19 protein-coding genes are annotated in these 18,216 nt (G+C 56.1%); 9 read left to right on the top strand and 10 right to left on the bottom strand.

Features of this window, described 5'->3' with window-relative positions; translation table 11 throughout:
• Nucleotides 1-4: 4 nt before the first annotated feature.
• Complete coding sequence (locus tag ACZ5CE_RS12780; RefSeq protein ID WP_464575292.1) at nt 5-733, bottom strand: LOG family protein; 729 nt, start codon at nt 731-733, stop codon at nt 5-7.
• A gap of 18 nt (nt 734-751) precedes the next feature.
• On the opposite strand from ACZ5CE_RS12780, the gene polA reads away from it, so the two are divergent.
• The 5 genes from polA (at nt 752) to rplS (ending at nt 5,685) form a co-directional block, all read left to right on the top strand.
• Entirely contained in the window at nt 752-3,484 is a 2,733-nt protein-coding gene (polA, locus tag ACZ5CE_RS12775; protein WP_464575290.1) for a DNA polymerase I, read from the top strand.
• 165 nt (nt 3,485-3,649) lie between these two features.
• Nucleotides 3,650-3,913, top strand: a complete 264-nt coding sequence (gene rpsP / locus ACZ5CE_RS12770; protein WP_464575289.1) for a 30S ribosomal protein S16 — start codon at nt 3,650-3,652, stop codon at nt 3,911-3,913.
• A 31-nt stretch (nt 3,914-3,944) separates the two neighbouring features.
• On the top strand, nt 3,945-4,460 hold the full coding sequence (rimM, locus tag ACZ5CE_RS12765; protein ID WP_464575288.1) for a ribosome maturation factor RimM: 516 nt from the start codon (nt 3,945-3,947) through the stop codon (nt 4,458-4,460).
• Nucleotides 4,457-5,227: a tRNA (guanosine(37)-N1)-methyltransferase TrmD gene (trmD, locus tag ACZ5CE_RS12760; RefSeq protein WP_464575287.1), complete on the top strand. Its 771-nt coding sequence runs from the start codon at nt 4,457-4,459 to the stop codon at nt 5,225-5,227. The genes rimM and trmD overlap by 4 nt, the downstream gene beginning before the upstream one ends.
• Before the next feature lie 35 nt (nt 5,228-5,262).
• On the top strand, nt 5,263-5,685 hold the full coding sequence (gene rplS, locus ACZ5CE_RS12755; RefSeq protein WP_464575286.1) for a 50S ribosomal protein L19: 423 nt from the start codon (nt 5,263-5,265) through the stop codon (nt 5,683-5,685).
• 131 nt (nt 5,686-5,816) lie between these two features.
• Here rplS and ACZ5CE_RS12750 read toward each other — a convergent pair whose 3' ends face one another.
• From ACZ5CE_RS12750 to ACZ5CE_RS12740, 3 genes are all read right to left on the bottom strand, one after another.
• Nucleotides 5,817-6,428 carry a c-type cytochrome gene (locus ACZ5CE_RS12750; RefSeq protein ID WP_464575285.1) on the bottom strand — a complete coding sequence of 204 codons (612 nt, stop codon included), beginning with the start codon at nt 6,426-6,428 and terminating at the stop codon, nt 5,817-5,819.
• Nucleotides 6,429-6,534: 106 nt separating this feature from the next.
• Nucleotides 6,535-7,011: a DUF411 domain-containing protein gene (locus ACZ5CE_RS12745; RefSeq protein WP_464575284.1), complete on the bottom strand. Its 477-nt coding sequence runs from the start codon at nt 7,009-7,011 to the stop codon at nt 6,535-6,537.
• A complete protein-coding gene (locus ACZ5CE_RS12740; protein ID WP_464575283.1) occupies nt 7,008-7,496 on the bottom strand; it encodes a cupredoxin domain-containing protein in 489 nt (162 codons plus the stop codon). The genes ACZ5CE_RS12745 and ACZ5CE_RS12740 overlap by 4 nt, the downstream gene beginning before the upstream one ends.
• Before the next feature lie 452 nt (nt 7,497-7,948).
• Between ACZ5CE_RS12740 and ACZ5CE_RS12735 the strand changes: the two genes are divergently transcribed.
• Nucleotides 7,949-9,184 carry a hypothetical protein gene (locus ACZ5CE_RS12735; protein WP_464575282.1) on the top strand — a complete coding sequence of 412 codons (1,236 nt, stop codon included), beginning with the start codon at nt 7,949-7,951 and terminating at the stop codon, nt 9,182-9,184.
• 86 nt (nt 9,185-9,270) lie between these two features.
• On the opposite strand, the gene ACZ5CE_RS12730 is transcribed toward ACZ5CE_RS12735, so the two are convergent.
• The 6 genes from ACZ5CE_RS12730 to ACZ5CE_RS12705 form a co-directional block, all read right to left on the bottom strand.
• Nucleotides 9,271-9,669 carry a DUF167 domain-containing protein gene (locus ACZ5CE_RS12730; protein WP_464575281.1) on the bottom strand — a complete coding sequence of 133 codons (399 nt, stop codon included), beginning with the start codon at nt 9,667-9,669 and terminating at the stop codon, nt 9,271-9,273.
• Nucleotides 9,653-10,225 (bottom strand): YggT family protein, encoded by a 573-nt coding sequence (locus tag ACZ5CE_RS12725; RefSeq protein WP_464575280.1) that lies wholly within the window; start codon nt 10,223-10,225, stop codon nt 9,653-9,655. Before ACZ5CE_RS12725 ends, ACZ5CE_RS12730 begins: the two co-directional genes overlap by 17 nt.
• A gap of 125 nt (nt 10,226-10,350) precedes the next feature.
• Nucleotides 10,351-11,181 (bottom strand): pyrroline-5-carboxylate reductase, encoded by an 831-nt coding sequence (gene proC, locus ACZ5CE_RS12720; RefSeq protein ID WP_464575279.1) that lies wholly within the window; start codon nt 11,179-11,181, stop codon nt 10,351-10,353.
• A gap of 186 nt (nt 11,182-11,367) precedes the next feature.
• On the bottom strand, nt 11,368-12,819 hold the full coding sequence (locus ACZ5CE_RS12715; protein ID WP_464575278.1) for a carbohydrate porin: 1,452 nt from the start codon (nt 12,817-12,819) through the stop codon (nt 11,368-11,370).
• Between the two features lie 189 nt (nt 12,820-13,008).
• Nucleotides 13,009-13,851 carry a bifunctional DNA-formamidopyrimidine glycosylase/DNA-(apurinic or apyrimidinic site) lyase gene (gene mutM, locus ACZ5CE_RS12710; protein WP_464575277.1) on the bottom strand — a complete coding sequence of 281 codons (843 nt, stop codon included), beginning with the start codon at nt 13,849-13,851 and terminating at the stop codon, nt 13,009-13,011.
• A 393-nt stretch (nt 13,852-14,244) separates the two neighbouring features.
• On the bottom strand, nt 14,245-15,228 hold the full coding sequence (locus tag ACZ5CE_RS12705; protein ID WP_464575276.1) for an IS5 family transposase: 984 nt from the start codon (nt 15,226-15,228) through the stop codon (nt 14,245-14,247).
• A 164-nt stretch (nt 15,229-15,392) separates the two neighbouring features.
• Between ACZ5CE_RS12705 and ada the strand changes: the two genes are divergently transcribed.
• The 3 genes from ada to alkB are packed head-to-tail and all read left to right on the top strand — an operon-like array spanning nt 15,393 to nt 17,939.
• A complete protein-coding gene (gene ada, locus ACZ5CE_RS12700; RefSeq protein WP_464577518.1) occupies nt 15,393-16,508 on the top strand; it encodes a bifunctional DNA-binding transcriptional regulator/O6-methylguanine-DNA methyltransferase Ada in 1,116 nt (371 codons plus the stop codon).
• Entirely contained in the window at nt 16,505-17,254 is a 750-nt protein-coding gene (locus ACZ5CE_RS12695; protein WP_464575275.1) for a 2OG-Fe(II) oxygenase, read from the top strand. The genes ada and ACZ5CE_RS12695 overlap by 4 nt, the downstream gene beginning before the upstream one ends.
• A gap of 16 nt (nt 17,255-17,270) precedes the next feature.
• Nucleotides 17,271-17,939 carry a DNA oxidative demethylase AlkB gene (alkB, locus tag ACZ5CE_RS12690; RefSeq protein ID WP_464577516.1) on the top strand — a complete coding sequence of 223 codons (669 nt, stop codon included), beginning with the start codon at nt 17,271-17,273 and terminating at the stop codon, nt 17,937-17,939.
• Nucleotides 17,940-18,216 lie beyond the last annotated feature (277 nt).

Below are 18,216 nucleotides of genomic sequence, written 5' to 3'. Positions count from 1 at the left end.
GCCGCTACAGATTGAGTTGCACCTCGCGTTCGGCCGGGGAGGGTTCGAAGCCCCGTGTCTCATAGTACTGGAAAATGGCATCGACCACCTTGGCAGGCTCATCGATGATCTGTATCAGGTCCATATCTTCCGGAGCGATCATTCCTTCGCCTATAAGCGATTGCTTGAGCCAGTCCACCATACCACCCCAAAATTCCGAGCATACCAGGATGATGGGCATCTTCCGGGTCTTGCCGGTTTGCACGAGCGTAAGCGCTTCCATCAATTCATCGAGAGTGCCAAAGCCGCCGGGCAGCACGACGTAGGCCGTGGCGAATTTCACGAACATGTATTTCCGCGCGAAAAAATGATGGAAGGTCTGGCTCACGTCCTGGTAGACATTGCGATGCTGCTCATGCGGGAGCTGGATGTTCAAGCCGACGCTGGGAGATGTCCCGAAATAGGCTCCCTTGTTTGCTGCCTCCATGATGCCCGGACCACCGCCCGAAATGACGGAAAAACCCGCATCGGACAATTGCCGCGCAATCTGTTCGGTTAACTTGTAATATGGATGATCCGGAAGCGTGCGCGCACTGCCAAAAATGCTTACCGCAGGCCTGATTGAGTTCAAGCGTTCCGTTGCTTCGACAAATTCTGCCATAATTCCAAACACGCGCCACGATTCCCGTGCAGACCACGTTTTTTCGCGAAAGTCGTTTGTCATGGTACGGGCTAATTTGTCTTGCGCGCTCATCAGGAATCTCCGGGTTAAATGAAAACATTGCTGTTGGTTGACGGATCATCCTATTTATACCGCGCTTTTCATGCGCTTCCGGAATTGCGCAATCGGAACAATGAACCGACCGGGGCGATCTATGGCGTGTTGAATATGCTGCGCCGCTTGCACAAGGATTATAAAGCCCATTATAGCGCGTGCGTATTTGATGCAAAGGGCAGGACGTTCCGGGATGATTTGTATGCCCAGTACAAATCCAATCGCCCACCCATGCCTGATGAACTCGCCAGGCAGATCCAGCCGTTGCAGGAGTGCATCGACGCGATGGGCTGGCCGATGCTGGTCGTGGAGGGCGTGGAGGCGGACGATGTGATCGGTACGCTGGCCAGGCAGGCGGAGCGCGAAAACATGCGCTGCATAATATCCACCGGAGACAAGGATATCGCCCAGCTCGTCAATCTGCAAGTGACGCTGGTCAATACCATGAGCAATGAAACGCTCGACGAGGCGGGTGTGCTTGCGAAATTTGGCGTGGCGCCCGGTTGCATGCTGGATTATCTTGCGCTGGTGGGAGATGCCGCAGACAACATTCCGGGGGTGGAAAAAGTGGGTCCGAAAACGGCAGTGAAATGGCTCTCCCAGTATGGCAGCCTGGACAATCTCGTTGCCCATCGCGATGAGATCGGCGGCGTGGTGGGCGAGAACTTGCGCAAGGCCGTCGACTGGCTGAACCGGTCTCGCGAGATTCTGACCATCAAATGTGATGTCGAATTACCCATGGGCCTGCATGAACTTGGCCTGCAACCGCGAGACACGAAAAAATTAGCGGCGTTATTCGAGCAGCTGGATTTCAAGACGTGGTTGTGGGAGTTGCGGCAGGAGCCCAGCATGGATGGAGCGGAGGCGGCTTCTTCTCCGAGCGAAGGATCCCCATGCGCGGATCTTCCACCAGCCGGGATGCCTGCCATCGATTATGAAACCATTCTTCGCCAGCACCAGCTGGATGAATGGCTTGCGCGCATCAATGCCGCACCGCTGGTTTCCGTGGATACCGAAACGACAGCGCTGGACCCCATGAAAGCGCGGCTCGTCGGCATTGCGCTTTCAGTCGAGCCTGGTCGTGCCGCTTACCTGCCGCTTGCCCACCGGTATGCGGGCGTTGTGGAGCAGTTGCCAATCGACAACGTACTCGAGCAGCTCAAGCCCTGGCTTCAGGATCCTACCCGACTCAAGGCGGGGCAGAACCTCAAATATGACAAACACGTTTTTGCCAACCATGGAATCGAGTTGAACGGCATTGCGCATGACACGCTATTGCAGTCGTACGTGCTCGAGTCGCATCGTCCCCACGATATGGACAGTCTTGCGCTGCGGCATCTGGACGCGAAAACCATCAAATACGACGAGGTGACTGGTAAGGGAGCCGCGCGTATCGGTTTTGATCAGGTGGATATCGAACGCGCCGCCCGTTATGCCGCGGAGGACGCGGATATCACTCTGCAACTGCATCAGCATCTGTATCCACAGATTTCCGCAGATCCAAAGCTCGACTATATTTATCGCGCACTTGAAATGCCAGCGCTGAACGTGCTGTTTGAGATGGAGCGCAATGGCGTGTTGCTGGATCTCAAGCTGCTGGAATGCCAGAGTCATGAACTCGGGGAAAAGATGCTGGCGCTGGAGGGCCAGGCCCATGCGATTGCCGGACATCCTTTCAACCTCAATTCGACCACGCAATTGCGGGAAGTGCTGTTCAACCAGCTCAAGCTGCCTGCCATCAAAAAGACACCTGGTGGCGCGCCGTCGACCGACGAGGATGTGCTGCAGCGGCTTGCCCTGGATTATCCCCTGGCGAAAATTCTGCTTGAGTACCGTGGCCTTGCCAAACTTAAATCCACCTACACCGACAAGCTTCCCCGCATGGTGGATACGGCTACGGGGAGAGTTCACACGAATTATGCGCAGGCGGTAGCCATCACGGGGCGGCTGGCAAGCAACGAACCGAATTTACAGAATATTCCGGTGCGCACCGCGGAAGGCCGGCGCATCCGAGAAGCATTTATCGCCTCGCCCGGCCACAGCATCATCTCCGCCGACTATTCGCAAATCGAACTGCGCATCATGGCGCACATCTCGCAGGATGCGAGATTGCTGGAAGCTTTTTCCGCAGGCGAGGATATCCACCGCGCCACCGCGGCAGAGGTATTCGCGGTCACACTGGATGCGGTGGACAACGAACAGCGCCGTTATGCCAAAATTATAAATTTTGGCCTGATATACGGCATGTCGGAATTTGGCCTCTCGTCGCAGCTCGGTCTGGAGCGGGCGGCGGCGCGGGCATATATGGATCGCTACTTCGCCCGCTATCCCGGTGTGGCAAACTACATGCAGCGGACCAGGGAAACCGCCAGGGAGGCGGGATATGTGGAAACAGTGTTCGGGCGAAAGTTGTGGCTGGCGGAGATCAATAGCTCCAACGGCAACCGCAGGCAGGCCGCCGAGCGCGCCGCAATCAATGCACCCATGCAAGGCACGGCGGCGGACATTATCAAGCTTGCCATGATTGCCGTGCGGGACCGGCTGGCAGCGGCGAGCCTTCGCAGCAAACTGATCATGCAGGTTCACGATGAACTGGTGCTGGAAGTGCCGGACAATGAAATTGAAACCATGCGGCGCGCGCTTCCCGAACTGATGGGCAACGTGGCGAAGCTCGACGTGCCGTTGCTCGTCGAAGTGGGAATTGGCTCGAACTGGGAGCGCGCGCACTGACTCCGGTGTTTCACCTGAGGCGTCGATACCGCGGCGCTTTCCCGAAAAGCAGCGTTTATCGAATCGGATTTCCATCTGCGCAGGTATTTTTATACTTGCTAACAGGGCAAATTTTACCGTAAAATCACACCCTTTTCGGTTTCAGGCCCCCAAGGTACAATATTTATGGTCATAATTCGGCTGGCGCGAGGCGGCGCCAAGAAGCGCCCGTTTTTTAACATGGTGGTAGCGAATTCCCGCGATGCCCGTGACGGGAGATTCATCGAGCGCATCGGTTTTTATAATCCCAGGGCGATCGAGGGCGAAGAAGCCTTGCGCATTCAATTGGATCGTGTCAATCACTGGCGGTCTCAGGGTGCGCAATTGTCGGAAACCGTGACAAAGCTGGTCAAGCGATTTGGTGCGGAACAAAAGGCCGCAGAAAGCTGAACTGGAGGAAGCAGCCGAACCGATGGTGGTAATGGGCCGCATTACTGGTCCTTTCGGTGTATCAGGCGGAATCAAGGTTTTTCCCTATACCGAACATCCGGATGGATTGGCCCGGTACCGGGCCTGGTGGCTGGATGCGGATGGCGGCAAATGGCAGAAAGTCACGGTCAGCGGGTGCGAGGTTCATGGCGGTCTGTTGATTGCATTGCTTGAGCAATATGCAGACCGCACCGCGGCAGCCCGATTGAAGGGCCTGCAGGTTGCGATTCCACGAAGCCAGTTGCCTGCGTTATCAGGAAGCGGCAAGGATGGTTATTACTGGACTGATCTGATCGGTCTTGAAGTCATCAATCTCCAGGGAGAAGAGCTGGGGAAAGTAACGGGTCTGCTTGAGACCGGCGCCAATGATGTGCTTCAAGTGCAGGGGCTCGCAGAGGATAAAGAGGATAAAAAAAAGCGGTTGATTCCTTTTATTGGTTCTGTGGTTGTGCGGGTGGACCTGCAGGGGCGGTGCATGACGGTGGATTGGGGCGTGGATTGGGCATGACTTGTGAATTTGATGTCATCACGCTGTTCCCGGGCATGTTCAAGGCCATCACCGAGCATGGCATAACCGGCCGGGCGAGTATAAATCATCGTTACCAGCTGCATGCGTGGAATCCGCGGGACTTTACCGAAAATAATTATCGCACGGTTGACGACCGTCCCTACGGCGGCGGCCCGGGGATGGTGATGCTGGCGGAGCCGCTGGAAAAAGCCATCATCGCAGCAAAAAATCGGCAGCTGGCCAGCGGCTTGAAGGAAACAAAGGTAATCTATCTTTCTCCCCAGGGGCGCATGCTGAACCACGATGTGGTCCGAGAACTGAGTGAGTTGCCGGGGTTAGTGCTGCTGGCCGGGCGGTACGAAGGAATTGACGAACGTCTGATTGCGCACCAGGTGGATGAGGAGATTTCCATCGGGGATTACGTGCTATCGGGAGGCGAGCTTCCTGCGATGGTGTTGATAGACTGCCTGGTGCGGCAAATTCCAGGCGTCCTGGGCGACCCGGAATCGGCCAGCCAGGATTCGTTTGTCGATAGGCTACTGGATTTTCCTCACTATACGCGGCCTGAGGTTTATCGGGGAAGCCCCGTGCCCGAAGTTCTGATGTCCGGTAATCATGCCCTTATCAGGCGCTGGCGTCTCCAGCAGTCATTGGGAAGGACATGGTTGAGGCGGCCGGATTTGCTGGCGCAGAAGATGGAGCGGGGACTAACGAGCGAGGAACTGAAATTGCTGGAGGAATTCAGGCATGCGCATGCAACCAGCTGAGCAATTGAATCAAAAAATAAGGCAAGGAGTAAACAATGAATCTCATCGAGCAACTTGAAAGCGAAGAAATCAGCCGGCTTGGCAAGACCATTCCTGATTTTGCACCTGGCGACACCGTGGTGGTGAATGTCAAGGTGGTGGAAGGAGATCGCAAGCGGATACAGGCTTACGAGGGGGTCGTGATCGCCAAACGCAACCGCGGCCTGAACTCGGCTTTTACCGTGCGCAAAGTATCCAGTGGCGAGGGCGTGGAGCGAACCTTTCAGACCTACTCGCCGTTGATAGCCAGCGTGGAAATCAAACGCCGCGGGGATGTCCGCCGCGCCAAACTTTATTATCTGCGGGATCGCTCGGGCAAGTCCGCGCGTATCCGCGAGAAGCTTCCCGCTCGCTCATCGGTAAAAAAGGGCGCTGAAAAAACAGAGCCAGCGCAGTCCACACAGTCGGCTTCTAAATAGCGGCGGCGCCAGCGCCAGTCATTTCGCTGACCTGCCATCACACTATGCCATTCGACGGATAGTATTGCCTCGCCTTGCGTCCGGTAGCGGCAATACCTTCATCACGGTTACGCCGGTAGCCCAGGCAGGCCCTATTTTTGTTTCGGCTCAGGCTTGACCTCGATTTCCTTATACCAGATGTCGTAAACCTCGTCTGGCCACAAGGATTTGATCCAGACGATCACATCGTCTATCTCCTGGTTTGTCAGCCTGCCGTCCCATGCCGGCATTCCCCCCGCACCGTCGGGGCTTCCTAATCGAATCATTCTTTCCAGCGTTTCCGTGGAGTGGTGCCAGGCATGAGCGCTGCCATCCAGCGGAGGTGGCGGGTACCGCCCATCAGGGCCCGGATTTCTCCATCCGGAAGTAGCCTCGCCATTCGGGCCATGGCAGCTCGCGCAATTTTTATGGTAGACAGCCTCGCCGCGCTTGATCTTTTCCGGATCGAGTTTGCGCGCCGCCAGGTTTTTTGGCGGCTGTGCCGATGCAACAGGAGGCGTTGTTGACTTTGCTTCCTCTGCAGGCGGAACAGCAGGTTCCGCGGCGGGTGAAGCGGGCGGAGCAGGAGCCTCTGATTGAGGCAGGGCGGGTGCAGATTGCGCTGGTGCTGCTGTCGTCGCGGGCGCAGCAGGTGGTTTTGACTCTCCGCAAGCTGCCATGAACGCGGCTGCCGCGGTGGCGAGAAGGAAGCAGCGGATGCTCATGATTGCACCCTCCATTGCGTCCCGGATTCAGGATTTCCCGGGCGAAACTGCAGGGGATCTTCCTTCGTTCCCGTACGCTGTTCATACCCGCCAGGATTCATGCTGATCATTTCAATCTCATCATGGACTCTTTCGGATCTGAGGGCAGGTGGCGGCTATACACTGTCGTATCCCCCTGCTTGTTGATCAGGAGCACATCATAGGGATCGCTGCGCGCGCCTTCCATTCCTGGAGAACCGTGCGGCATGCCCGGAGCGGTGAGGCCAGTCGCGCGGGGACGTTCCCTGAGCAAACGTTTTATATCCTGCGCCGGTACGTGCCCTTCGATTGCATATCCGTCGACAAGGGCGGTGTGACACGAACCGAGCGTGGTGGAAATGCCGGCAAGTTCTCGCGCTTCCTTATTGCCGACGTCATGGGTATTGACGGTAAAGCCATTTGCGCGCATGTGATCGACCCATTTTGCGCAGCATTTGCAAGTCGAGCTTTTGTAGACCTCCACCGTGGAAGAGGCAAGCGCCGAACCGGTCAGTATGCCGGCAAGAATGGATCCGGCCAATATTTTATGAATCGACGTTTTCATTTGGCCTCCACGTTGATCGTTCCAAGCATGCCTTTCGAGTGACCCGGCAAGGGGCAGGCAAAATTGACGGTGCCTGCTTCAGCGAATTGCCATATCAGCTGCCCCGTTTTTCCCGGCTGTATGGTGATCATGTTGGGTTCATTGGGGTGTTCCATATCCGGAAATTTTTTCATTATCTTGGCATGCTCATCCAGTTCTTCCGGAGTGCCGATCATCATCTCGTGTTTTTTCTTTCCACTATTTTTCAGTACGAATTTTATCGTTTCTCCCTGCTTTACCGTTATATCCGCAGGCTTGAAGCGGTTGTCCACCATGGTTATTTCGATCGTGCGCGATACGCTGCCAGGATCGCCAGGGCTACCGATGGAAGGATCAGCCACGCTATCATGATGGTCATGGCCATGGCTGCCATGGTCAGTATCTGCAAACGCATTCATCACGACAAGGCTTGAAATCAATGCGGACAAGATAAAGATTTCTTTCATGGTTTTCCCTCTGCAACGCGTGGGGAGCGGCTACCGGGTCGAACTCCTCATGCTCATGTTTGAAAATATCGCTTCTATCGTCTCCAATGTACCGAAAGGACATCGTACATTCGCGGGCGATAAGCATTGCCGATCAATATAAACCCGAAACAGAATTTTACATTATGCGGATGCGTGATTCATCCTTATCCGGCAAATTTCGCCCGCAATGACTCACTGCAAAAAAACACCTCTTTATCCGGCTTCCCGCCATCTCCTGCAGCGATATGGTCTTATGCGCCTTGGGTGGTAGACTAACGGGCTCCCGCGAAGTTCCTGGGTCCCATGGAGACTTCGCGTTCCAGGCGGAATCGATCCGGTTCGGAAACTGCACAGGTAACTGTACAATGCCAGGGGTATTTATGCGAACATAGCACGGGCCCTCATTTGCATACTTCCTACCGAAGATCTGGATGAAAACACGGCGTACACGACCCACTTTCACATGGCCGAGTCCCACCTGGCATTTTGTTTATTTGACGCCGTGGCTCATGCTCGCGCTTGCGCTGACCGGCTGCGTATCGCCCATCGCACTCAACCGCGCCGTCCTGGCCTATGACGAAGCAATAACCAGCGCAGCTTCCAAGCAACTGCTGATGAATATTGCACGGGCGCGCCACCATCAGCCGGTCCATTTTACCGGTGTATCGAATGTTGCCGCCACTTTCGATTTTCGCTTCAGCGCGGGTGCTACTCCGGCACTGGGAGGGCTCGCGGGAGCGGTGCTTATGCCGATATTTGGCGGTAGCATCGCGGAAAACCCCACCATCAGTATTGTTCCGATAGAAGGCGAGGAATTCACGAAGCGGTTGCTTACTCCATTCCAGCAAAATAAATTTACCCTGCTGCTGCGTCAGCGCTTTGACGTGGATCACTTGCTGCGGCTGATGGCGCAGGAAGTGCGGCTCGAGCAATCCGGGCAACACATCGCCTATCGCAACACGCCTTCCGACCGGCAAGGCTATGAGATGTTCCGGCGCGTGGCCCTGCACCTGTCGGCTATTCAGGACCAGAACCAGCTCTATACTGAACCGTTGACCGTAGAGCATATCTGGAATATCCCGGCTGGAGCGGTTTCAGCGGAAGGCTTCCAAGCGCTGGAGAAAGAGTATTCTGTCATTTATGACAAAGAGGACAATACCTACACGTTGCGCAAGCGTGTGGCCGGACCCATCCTGATCACCAACTACGATCCTGATATCCTGTCCCCGGAGGAACGCGCGCGGTTGAGCGGCGCGGCCCAGGACTGGGCGACAAGCGATGTGACATTCGATATCCGCCCCAATCATGTGGGGGGAGAATGGCCTATCACCGGCACCTTCCGGCTCAGGAGCTTTCATTCCATTCTTCATTTCCTTGGCCAGGCCCTGGGTAATGAACCCGAATTTCCAGTAGAGAAAGATCCGCGCACTCCTCCCGTTACTAATGATGAAAACCCGGTAGCGGCGATGGATATCATCGTGTCGGATTCGCCTCCCCTGGACTCGGACCTGTCGATCCGTCTGCATAACCAGTATTACACGGTGAATACCACCGGCCCGCTTGTCCGCTGGAACCGGGACGGCTTCCAGATGTTATACCTGCTATTCCAGATGACCATTTCGGATATACCCCGCGTGGGCGTGCCAAGCATCACCATTGCCAAGTAATTTTTTATCGAGAACGGACAGACATTCCTGTTTCAGGCGAGTTTGCCGGCTGCTCAAATGAAACATGAAACGGGACGGAATTGAAGTTATTCGGGACCCTGAACTGGTTTGTACAACGCTTCCGGCCCGAGAAGCGCCTGCCCGATTTCGATCACCTTGCGGCGGGATTTTGTTCCTCGTTTGAGCGTTACTTGCCGTAGCGGCACGCTAAAAGCCCGGGCGATGAATGCCATGAGTTCGGCATTGGCAGCACCTTCGACCGGTGGCGCGGATAGCCGGATTTTGAGCGCATCGCCATGCAACCCGGCTACTTCTGTTCGTTTCGTCCCCGGCTGCACATGGAGGTTGAGGACGAGCGTTGTCCCTTTCGGATTATCGATAATCTGGCACCAGGTGCAGGGATGAGATGCTATCCGGCCTTGTTGCAAGCCTGATACCCCGTGCGGAGCCGACAGGGGACGACCTGGATCAGAATAATCGGGCAATTTCCGTTTCCGATCTGGCAACCACGAACAACAGCAACTGGATAATGATCAGCACGAACAGTGGCGACAGATCGACGTTGCCTATGGGCGGAACACGCCCGCGGATGGCTCCCAGTATGGGTCGGGTGAAACTGTCGAGCAGCGGCGCCAGCGGGCTATAGGGATTGATCCAGGACAGGATGGCCTGGATGATTATTGCCACCATGAATATATATAGCGTGGTTTTGATGATCTCCACCAGAGCCAGCAGGCTCAATCCGCCTGCCGCGATCCCGGCACTGGAACTGAAATTGTATCCCTGGAGCATGAGCACGCCCGCGAGCATCGCAAGCTTGGTCAGCCATGCCAGTACGAGCGTAGGCATATCCATGCCGCGAAAGCTTGGAATGATTTTCCGTGCGGGCCGCACCATGAAATCGGTTACCGCGATAAGAAACTGGGATAGTGGATTGCGGTACGGCGCGCGCAGCAGTTGCATGTAAAAACGCAGCAGCAGCGCCAGCGAAAAAAGGTTCAGCATTGTTTCCAGCAGGAAGACCAGCATCTGGCTCAGCATATGAATTTTCCCAGGCTATTTTGGCTACTCGGATATCTCTGGCGAACGACGATAATGCTCTTGCCAGGCAACCGTCATCTTTCCACCCCTTCAAGCATGCAGGCCCGGACTTATCCAGGGCCTTCTCAAGCCTTGCCGAATTCATCGGCCAATTCGCGGGAACGGCGTCGCGCCGCGTGGGCTGCACTGAGGATCGCATTTTTGACGCCTTCTCTCTCAAGCACTTTTATTGCCTGTTCGGTAGTGCCTCCTGGTGACGTAACCCGCGCCCGCAGTGTGGCGGCCTCTTCCTTGCTGCTGGCTGCGAGGGTCGATGCGCCCAGGAATGTCTGCAGGCTGAGCGATCTCGCCTGGGCTGGATCCAGCCCCAACTCCCGGGCGGCTTGCTGCACTGACTCGATGAAATAAAAGATATAAGCCGGTCCGCTGCCGGAAATCGCGGTTACCGCATCCAGCATCTCTTCGTTTTCGCACCAAAGCACGGAGCCCACCGCTCCCAGGATGGCCTCCGCAGCGCGCTTCCCTTCGGTGTCCACATCCGGCAGGGCATACAGGCCCGTCACGGCTGCGCGAACCAGAGCCGGGGTGTTGGGCATTGCGCGCACCAAGCGTTCGTAACCGCCCAGCCAGCGCGCAATATCCCTGGCGCGAATGCCGGCGGCGATGGAGACCACGAGCTGGCCGGAAAGCAGTGGTGCAAGCTCGCGCGCCACGGGCGCCAGTTGCTGCGGCTTTACCGCGAGCACGATCACGCCGGTATTGGCCGGGCCTCCAGCATCGAAGACCTTGCCACCGAGATCCGGTGCCGCCTCCACATCAAACTCGCGTTTTATCCTGCCGCGCTGGTCGGCATTCGTCTCCACCACGGCTATTTGCTCGCGGGAACAGCCTTGCTGCAGCAGACCGCCAATCAATGCGGCGGCCATATTGCCGCCACCAATGAAACGAATATTCATGATGATTTTATGATTTCGAACCCATGGCCTGTTAACACACGTTTTGCGCCCGCGATAATGGAGGATCTCCACCGGAACGAGGCACGAGCCGCACGGCAGAGCGGAAAGCGAGCGCTTCCTTAGGATGATATACCAAACCTTGAGGTTTTAACTGAACCAGATCACGAGGATTTATCCAAAGGTTTCTTAGAATTCGGCATGGACCCTGAGTCCGTAAACATTCACGGGGCCACGATCGGCATTGAAACCGGGATTGGAGATATGCTGATAGTCGGCCGTCACCCAAAGCGAACGCAGCACATTAACGCTATAGAAAATATCCACTACGTGCTCCGCACGAGCCTTGATGCGGCCATCACCGATAAATCCGTCGATGCCTCCCATATTGAGGTATTTGGCATGCTGGCTCGAAATCCAGCCTGCGGCAAATCCGGCTCCGAGCAAATCCTTGCTTCGTCTCCAGCGGGAACCGTTGGCCAGAGCACCAAATGCAATCGACCGGTCGGTCGAGGTATAGGAATACACTTCGGTTTTGCCATCGCTATACATTCCCCGGAGGAACACGCCCACATCATCCAATACCTCTTGTTCGAGATTGATCCCTATACCCATCTTGTCGTTCGGCTTGCGCGCCCAGCATAAATCCGGGGCGCCCGCATTGCCTGATTCATAATTGAAACCGGTGCAGGTTGTGGCGTTTTTATTGGGGTCGGATCGGAACGCGGCAATGGCATCGCTGAATTTACCCATGTTTTCATGATTCCGGTAAGCCAGCACCCGGACGGCCCCGGGACGGCCATGCCACCGATGGCGGCGCTCGACTTCGACCTGATGCCCGTAAAATTTGAATGCCCTCATGTCGAGCGGGAGCTGGTTGGGATCCTTGGAGGGGATGACGTGGGCGAAGCGCACTGTCCAGTCGTCATGAAAATATTCGGCTACGCCACCCCAGGTATATCCTCTTGCATCCGCGGCGAAATCGAAGGCCGCGTAGGTCATGAAGGCCATGTTCAAAAATTGCCTGCGCAGATCGCCGGAGTATGAATTCTTGTCGAAGAAATCGATCACACTGAAGTTGCCGAACCTGAGAACGAGGCGCCTGCTGTCCACCGTCGTTCCGAGCTGCATCGGATCGGAAGCGAGTTGTATGCGCTCTCCGCCAAATCCGAAAGTCTGTTTGAAAAACAACCGGGACTGGTAATAGATGGGAGTCTCGCTGCCGCCTTTTTGCAGCTCGAAGTTTTGTATCACGCCGCCCAGCCCTTTCAAGTTCGACAACGGCCGCATGGATATCATTTCCGGCGCAAAATAAATTTCTCCTCCCTGCCATGTCTTGAGTCCGAGATAGAGCGTGGCGGTTCCGGTGAAGCTTCTTTCGCTTCCCGGCAACAGGGAATTAGGACTTCCATTCAGGTTGGTATACAAAGCTGGAAAAGCACCCTTCCAGCTGGAAATGTAGGTGAACTGACCGTAGGCATTCCAGCGCTCATCCTTCAAATCATGCCATTCCTTTTTTGCCAGCATATTCATGATATCGAATTCATCTTCGCCGCGCGGATCCGGCTCCGTCACGCCGGCTTGCACCGGCGCAACGGAAAATAGCAGGCAGCAGACGAGAAATATCTTGAATAGTGGCACTGTCGCTCCTATGGAGCCTCCGAACAAATCCTCATAGGCGCGACGGCAGCTTTCCGGGATGGAATGCCCGAAAGAGCAGTCTCTTCCAGAGGAAGATGCGACCCCGTAACGGGCTGTTTGAGAGCGGTGCGGCTCGATATCCGATCGGCCGCCCGCGCATGCTTCTTGCTTATTATTTTAGGTTTCAGCCTATTTCTGGCAACGAGGGCAATAAAAGCTCGAACGCTGTCCCTGTCTGATCTGAATGATGGGCGTGCCGCACTTCCGGCAGGGTTGCCCGGTTCGCCCATATACCCAATACTGCTGCTGGAAGTAGCCGGGTTTGCCGTCACTGTCGACAAAATCGCGCAAACTGCTGCCCCCGGCCTCGATTGCGAGATTGAGGGTGTGCTTTATCGCTTCCGCCAGTTTCTTGTACCTGCTCAAGCCGATTCGATCGGCAGGGGAAAGAGGGTTGATGCCTGCGTGAAACAGAGCTTCGCTAGCGTAAATATTGCCCACTCCCGCCACGATATGGCTGTTCATCAGTACCTGTTTGATGCTGGCGCTGCGGCCTCGCGTTTTCTTATGGAGCACCGCGCCGTCAAACGCGGCATCCAGCGGCTCGGGACCAAGCTGGGCCAGCAATTTGTGATGCAGCGCATCGTCGCATGACCAGAGCATTGCTCCAAAACGACGCGGGTCACGCAGACGAAAAATAGTGCCATTGTCGAGAATCAGATCGATGTGGTCATGCTTCTGCGGCGCCACGGCAGCCAGCGCTGACGGCATTGCCGTCGAAGGGATCAACAGTCTCAGGCTTCCGGACATCCCGAGATGCAATATCACTGAGCCCTCGCCGCAATTCAGCAGCAGGTATTTTGCGCGGCGCGACACGGAATTGATTTTCAGGCCACGCAGGGTTTGCGCCATGTTCGGCGAGACCGGCCAGCGAAGATTCGGGTTGCGTATCGCGACATCGGCAATATGCCGTCCCTCCAGATGAGGCGCGATACCGCGGCGGATCACTTCGACTTCAGGGAGTTCAGGCACTGGATTGGAAAACGCAATCGTTACTCTTGGTGTGTTCGTATCTCTGCCGCCACGTGTTGCCACGATAGCGCACTACTCGTTTGCGTGGCAATAATAATACGGTTTTTTTCAAATACCGGGCTTTGGTAGGGCCGGACTATTGAAGGTGGTTGCAGCAGGGGACTTCAGGCATTGGATGCCAGTACCTAAAAAAACGAGGAGGAACTGATAAGGATGAGGAGCAGAGCATGACCCTAAGGAAGCGCTGAACAAATCATCATTTGATCGAAGATGGCACGAGCAGGCGGCACTCATTCATCATTTACATCGACGCGGGCAGGAAATGCCTGCTCTGCTCCTGTTTTTGGGCGGCATTTGCCCTGTTTTCCCGCGAATTTCATCGTTTCGCCTATTTCAGGACGCACCTTGGGCGTCGAGTGCAAACCGTCGCCGCTTGGCGATCAGCAGATTCGCCAATCCGAAGAGGGTATAAAGCTGTGCCGTGTTTTTGGCCAGTCCGCGATAGCGCACCTTCTTCATGCCGAAGAGGTTCTTGACGATGTGGAAGGGATGCTCGACCTTGGCCCGCACACTCGCCTTGATCTGCTCGATCTGCTCCTTCAGGCGGCCAATTGGAGTATCCGGCAACGTCTTGCGCTTGCCGGGGCGCATCGCTACTTCCCATTGAACTTCGGTATTCAGGTTCTCTTCCCGTTTCTCGACACCCTGATAGCCAGCGTCGCCAAAGACAACCTTCTCATTCCCATGCAACAGCGCATGGGCTTGGGTAACGTCATGGGTATTGGCTGGCGTGGTAACCAGCGTATGGGTAATGCCAGACTCGACATCGACGCCAATGTGGGCCTTCATGCCAAAGTGCCACTGGTTGCCTTTCCTGGCTTGGTGCATCTCTGGATCACGCCCGCCACTCTGGTTTTTGGTCGAGGACGGGGCTGCGATGATCGTCGCATCGACGACGGTGCCCTCCTTGAGAATCAACCCCTTCACGGCCAGCAAGGTATTGATGGCGGCAAAGATGCGCTCGGTCAGCTTGTTGTCTTCAAGCAGGCGACGGAACTTGAGCAGGGTGGTGGCATCCGGTGCCGACTCACGCAACAGGTCAATCCCGACAAAGGACCGGAGAGCCTGACTGTCGTAAATGGCATCTTCAATGCCTTCATCCGAAAGACCAAAGCATTGCTGGGCGATGTACATGCGCAGCATGCGTTCCACGCCAATCGGTGGACGACCACGGCCTGTGCCCTTGGGGTAGAATGGCTCAATCTCGGCCACCAGTGCCAACCACGGTGTCACAGCATTGATCTCGCCCAGAAATCGGTCGCGTCGCGTCACCTTCTTCTTCGCCGCGTATTCCAGGTCAGAAAAACTCCCTTGCATCGCCAAGTGCCTATCTGTTTTCAATGCACCAATTCTCGCATGTCATCCACTGCCTCCGTTCGTCAAAATGCATTAAATCAGCGTTTCCCTAATTATCGAATTTGAAAGCAAGACCCGGAGTGCGGCGGGCTTGGGGCATTGGTAAATTGACAACCGTTACCAATATGCAACTGGAGGCAATCGTGAATTCGAATAAATCAGTGAAAAAAGCGCCGCTTGCCGACGCCACGCTCAACGACCCGCGCTGGACGGCTGTCAAGGCGCGCAGCATCGAAGCGGACGGCAAGTTTTATTACGGTGTACAGACCACTGGCGTTTACTGCCGCCCTTCCTGCGCCGCCCGTCCAGCACGGCCGGAGAATATCCGTTTTTACGGAACGCGCGAAGAAGCCGAGCAGGCCGGTTTCAGACCCTGCAAACGCTGCCAGCCGCACCGGCCCGTGTTGGCTGAGCAATATGCAATCAGGGTCACCCAGGCCTGCCGCATCATCGAGGGAACGGGGAATACCCCGACCCTCGACGTCCTTGCCAGGCAAGTGGGCATGAGCACTTATCACTTCCATCGCGTGTTCAAACAGGTGACCGGGTTGACGCCGAGACAGTATGCCGCCGCACAACGCGAGAAAAAGATACGTGATGAACTGGGACGCGGCAGTTCGGTGACGAATGCTATTTTCGACGCCGGATACAGTTCCAATAGCCGTTTCTATGAAAAGTCGAACAAGGTCCTGGGTATGACACCCACCCGCTATCGTGCTGGCGGCGCCGACACGAAAATCCGCTTTGCCATCGGGGAATGCTCTCTGGGGTCGATCCTGGTTGCACAAAGCGAGCGTGGCATTTGTGCGATTCTTCTGGGAGATGATGCGGAAAAGCTGGTGCGCGACCTGCAGGACAGTTTTTCCTGTGCCAACCTGATCGGCGGGGATGCGGATTTTGAACAACTGGTGGCGCAGGTAGTCGGCTTTGTCGAGGAACCGAGGCTTGGCCTGGATCTGCCGCTCGATGTACGGGGCACCTCGTTCCAGCAGCGGGTGTGGCAGGCGCTGCGCGAAATTCCCGTGGGGCAGAGAGTCAGTTACACCGATATTGCAAAACGCATCGGCTCGCCCCGGGCAGTGCGGGCAGTGGCGCAGGCCTGTGCGACCAATCGGCTCGCGGTGGCCATTCCCTGTCATCGGGTGGTACGCAACGATGGCGCCTTGGCTGGCTATCGTTGGGGCGTGGAGCGCAAGCGTTCTCTTCTGGAAAAGGAAGCAGGCGAGGAGGTGCGAGCATGAATACCCTGGTGCCGAAAGCATGGGAAACCATGCTGAACAAGGAGTTTGCCTGCCGCGTGCATGAGCTTGACTGGGAAGGGATAGGGAATGACCTGGATGCGCAAGGGTCCGCGGTTATCGAAAATCTCATCACACCGGCGGAGTGCGATGCGCTGGCCGCTCTTTATTCGAAGGATGAGATTTTTCGCAGCCGTGTCGTGATGGCCCGGCACGGTTTCGGACGGGGAGAGTACAAATATTTCCGTTATCCGCTTCCCGAGATCATTTCGGATTTGCGCAATGCGGTCTATTCATGCCTGGTTCCAACCGCCAATCGCTGGAATGAGGCGATGGGCATGGATGTGCGCTACCCGGCGAAACATGCCGACTTTATCGGGCGCTGCCATGAAGCCGGCCAGTTTCGTCCGACCCCGCTGCTGTTGCGTTACGAATCGGGAGATTACAATTGCCTGCACCAGGATCTGTATGGGGAACATGTATTCCCGCTTCAGCTCACCATTTTGTTATCCGAGCCAGGACGTGATTTTACAGGCGGCGAGTTCGTGCTGACCGAGCAACGGCCGCGCATGCAGTCCCGTCCGGAGGTGGTTCCACTCGGGCAGGGTGATGCTGTCGTATTTGCCGTGCATCATCGGCCGGTCCAGGGCGCACGCGGAGTCTACCGGGCCAATCTGCGCCATGGGGTCAGTCGCCTGCGCTCAGGCCATCGCCACACCGCGGGGATCATTTTTCATGATGCGGCCTGATGACGATGAACAAATGATGTTGCCCCTGTTTCCAGATGCGGATACTGAGCGCCTCCCCGAGAGGGAAGAATTGTGTCCCGGCGCGGTTCTGCTGCGCGGCTTCGCGCTGGCGCGCGAAACCGGGATTCTTGATGCGCTGCATGTTATTACAGCAGAGGCTCCGTTTCGCCACATGATCACGCCGGGCGGCTTTTGCATGTCGGTAGCGATGACCAATTGCGGGTCCTACGGCTGGGTATCCGATCTTACGGGTTACCGCTATGATGCGATAGACCCGGAAAGCGGGAAGCCCTGGCCGTCCATGCCTGCGGTTTTCCTGAAACTGGCGCACGAGGCCGCGGCAAGCGCCGGCTTTGAAAATTACGTGCCTGACGCCTGCCTTGTCAATCGCTACGAGCCCGGGGCGCGGCTATCCCTGCATCAGGACAGGAACGAGCGTGATTTCAGTTCGCCCATCGTTTCGGTCTCGCTGGGAATTCCGGCGGCTTTCCTATGGAGTGGTTTACGACGCAAGGATAGGCCTGTGCGAATCCCGTTGATGCATGGCGACGTAATGGTGTGGGGCGGACCGGCAAGGCTACGCTATCATGGCGTGCTGCCGGTCAAGGAGAGCAGCCATTCTTTTGCCGGCAGACATCGGATCAATCTGACCTTTCGCAGGGCTGCTTCGAGCCGCCAAGGCTGATAGGTCGCCAATGGCTGATCCCGAGTGACCGCAAAATCCGGGTACAGGCTCATCCGCGGGATTCACGAATGGTTGTCCCGAGACGTGAGCGGTTCCATATTGCCTTAAGATATGCCTGCTTCTCACATCTGCCCATGTTGCAACCTCATCGGTCCGGTTGCCAGCAATCCGAGGTAACGTATCTCCTTAACCTACTTCTTTGCCACTCTTTCGGTTGCTTTTTTATTGAGGGTTGCTTTTTTATTGAGGCAATTCGTGAGGCAATTTGGTCCTTGTA

The organism is Nitrosospira sp. TNL200 (assembly GCF_055386305.1).
Note: the sequence above shows the minus strand (reverse complement) of the source record. Positions and strands in the feature narration are given on the sequence as shown.

Bases quoted from the DNA above. Each gene is read 5' to 3' on its own strand.
- ACZ5CE_RS12780 (WP_464575292.1), bottom strand. From the start codon at position 733: ATGAGCGCGCAAGACAAATTAGCCCGTACCATGACAAACGACTTTCGC.
- polA (WP_464575290.1), top strand. From the start codon at position 752: ATGAAAACATTGCTGTTGGTTGACGGATCATCCTATTTATACCGCGCT.
- rpsP (WP_464575289.1), top strand. From the start codon at position 3,650: ATGGTCATAATTCGGCTGGCGCGAGGCGGCGCCAAGAAGCGCCCGTTT.
- rimM (WP_464575288.1), top strand. From the start codon at position 3,945: ATGGGCCGCATTACTGGTCCTTTCGGTGTATCAGGCGGAATCAAGGTT.
- trmD (WP_464575287.1), top strand. From the start codon at position 4,457: ATGACTTGTGAATTTGATGTCATCACGCTGTTCCCGGGCATGTTCAAG.
- rplS (WP_464575286.1), top strand. From the start codon at position 5,263: ATGAATCTCATCGAGCAACTTGAAAGCGAAGAAATCAGCCGGCTTGGC.
- ACZ5CE_RS12750 (WP_464575285.1), bottom strand. From the start codon at position 6,428: ATGAGCATCCGCTGCTTCCTTCTCGCCACCGCGGCAGCCGCGTTCATG.
- ACZ5CE_RS12745 (WP_464575284.1), bottom strand. From the start codon at position 7,011: ATGAAAACGTCGATTCATAAAATATTGGCCGGATCCATTCTTGCCGGC.
- ACZ5CE_RS12740 (WP_464575283.1), bottom strand. From the start codon at position 7,496: ATGAAAGAAATCTTTATCTTGTCCGCATTGATTTCAAGCCTTGTCGTG.
- ACZ5CE_RS12735 (WP_464575282.1), top strand. From the start codon at position 7,949: ATGAAAACACGGCGTACACGACCCACTTTCACATGGCCGAGTCCCACC.
- ACZ5CE_RS12725 (WP_464575280.1), bottom strand. From the start codon at position 10,225: ATGCTGAGCCAGATGCTGGTCTTCCTGCTGGAAACAATGCTGAACCTT.
- proC (WP_464575279.1), bottom strand. From the start codon at position 11,181: ATGAATATTCGTTTCATTGGTGGCGGCAATATGGCCGCCGCATTGATT.
- ACZ5CE_RS12705 (WP_464575276.1), bottom strand. From the start codon at position 15,228: ATGCAAGGGAGTTTTTCTGACCTGGAATACGCGGCGAAGAAGAAGGTG.
- ada (WP_464577518.1), top strand. From the start codon at position 15,393: ATGCAACTGGAGGCAATCGTGAATTCGAATAAATCAGTGAAAAAAGCG.
- ACZ5CE_RS12695 (WP_464575275.1), top strand. From the start codon at position 16,505: ATGAATACCCTGGTGCCGAAAGCATGGGAAACCATGCTGAACAAGGAG.
- alkB (WP_464577516.1), top strand. From the start codon at position 17,271: ATGTTGCCCCTGTTTCCAGATGCGGATACTGAGCGCCTCCCCGAGAGG.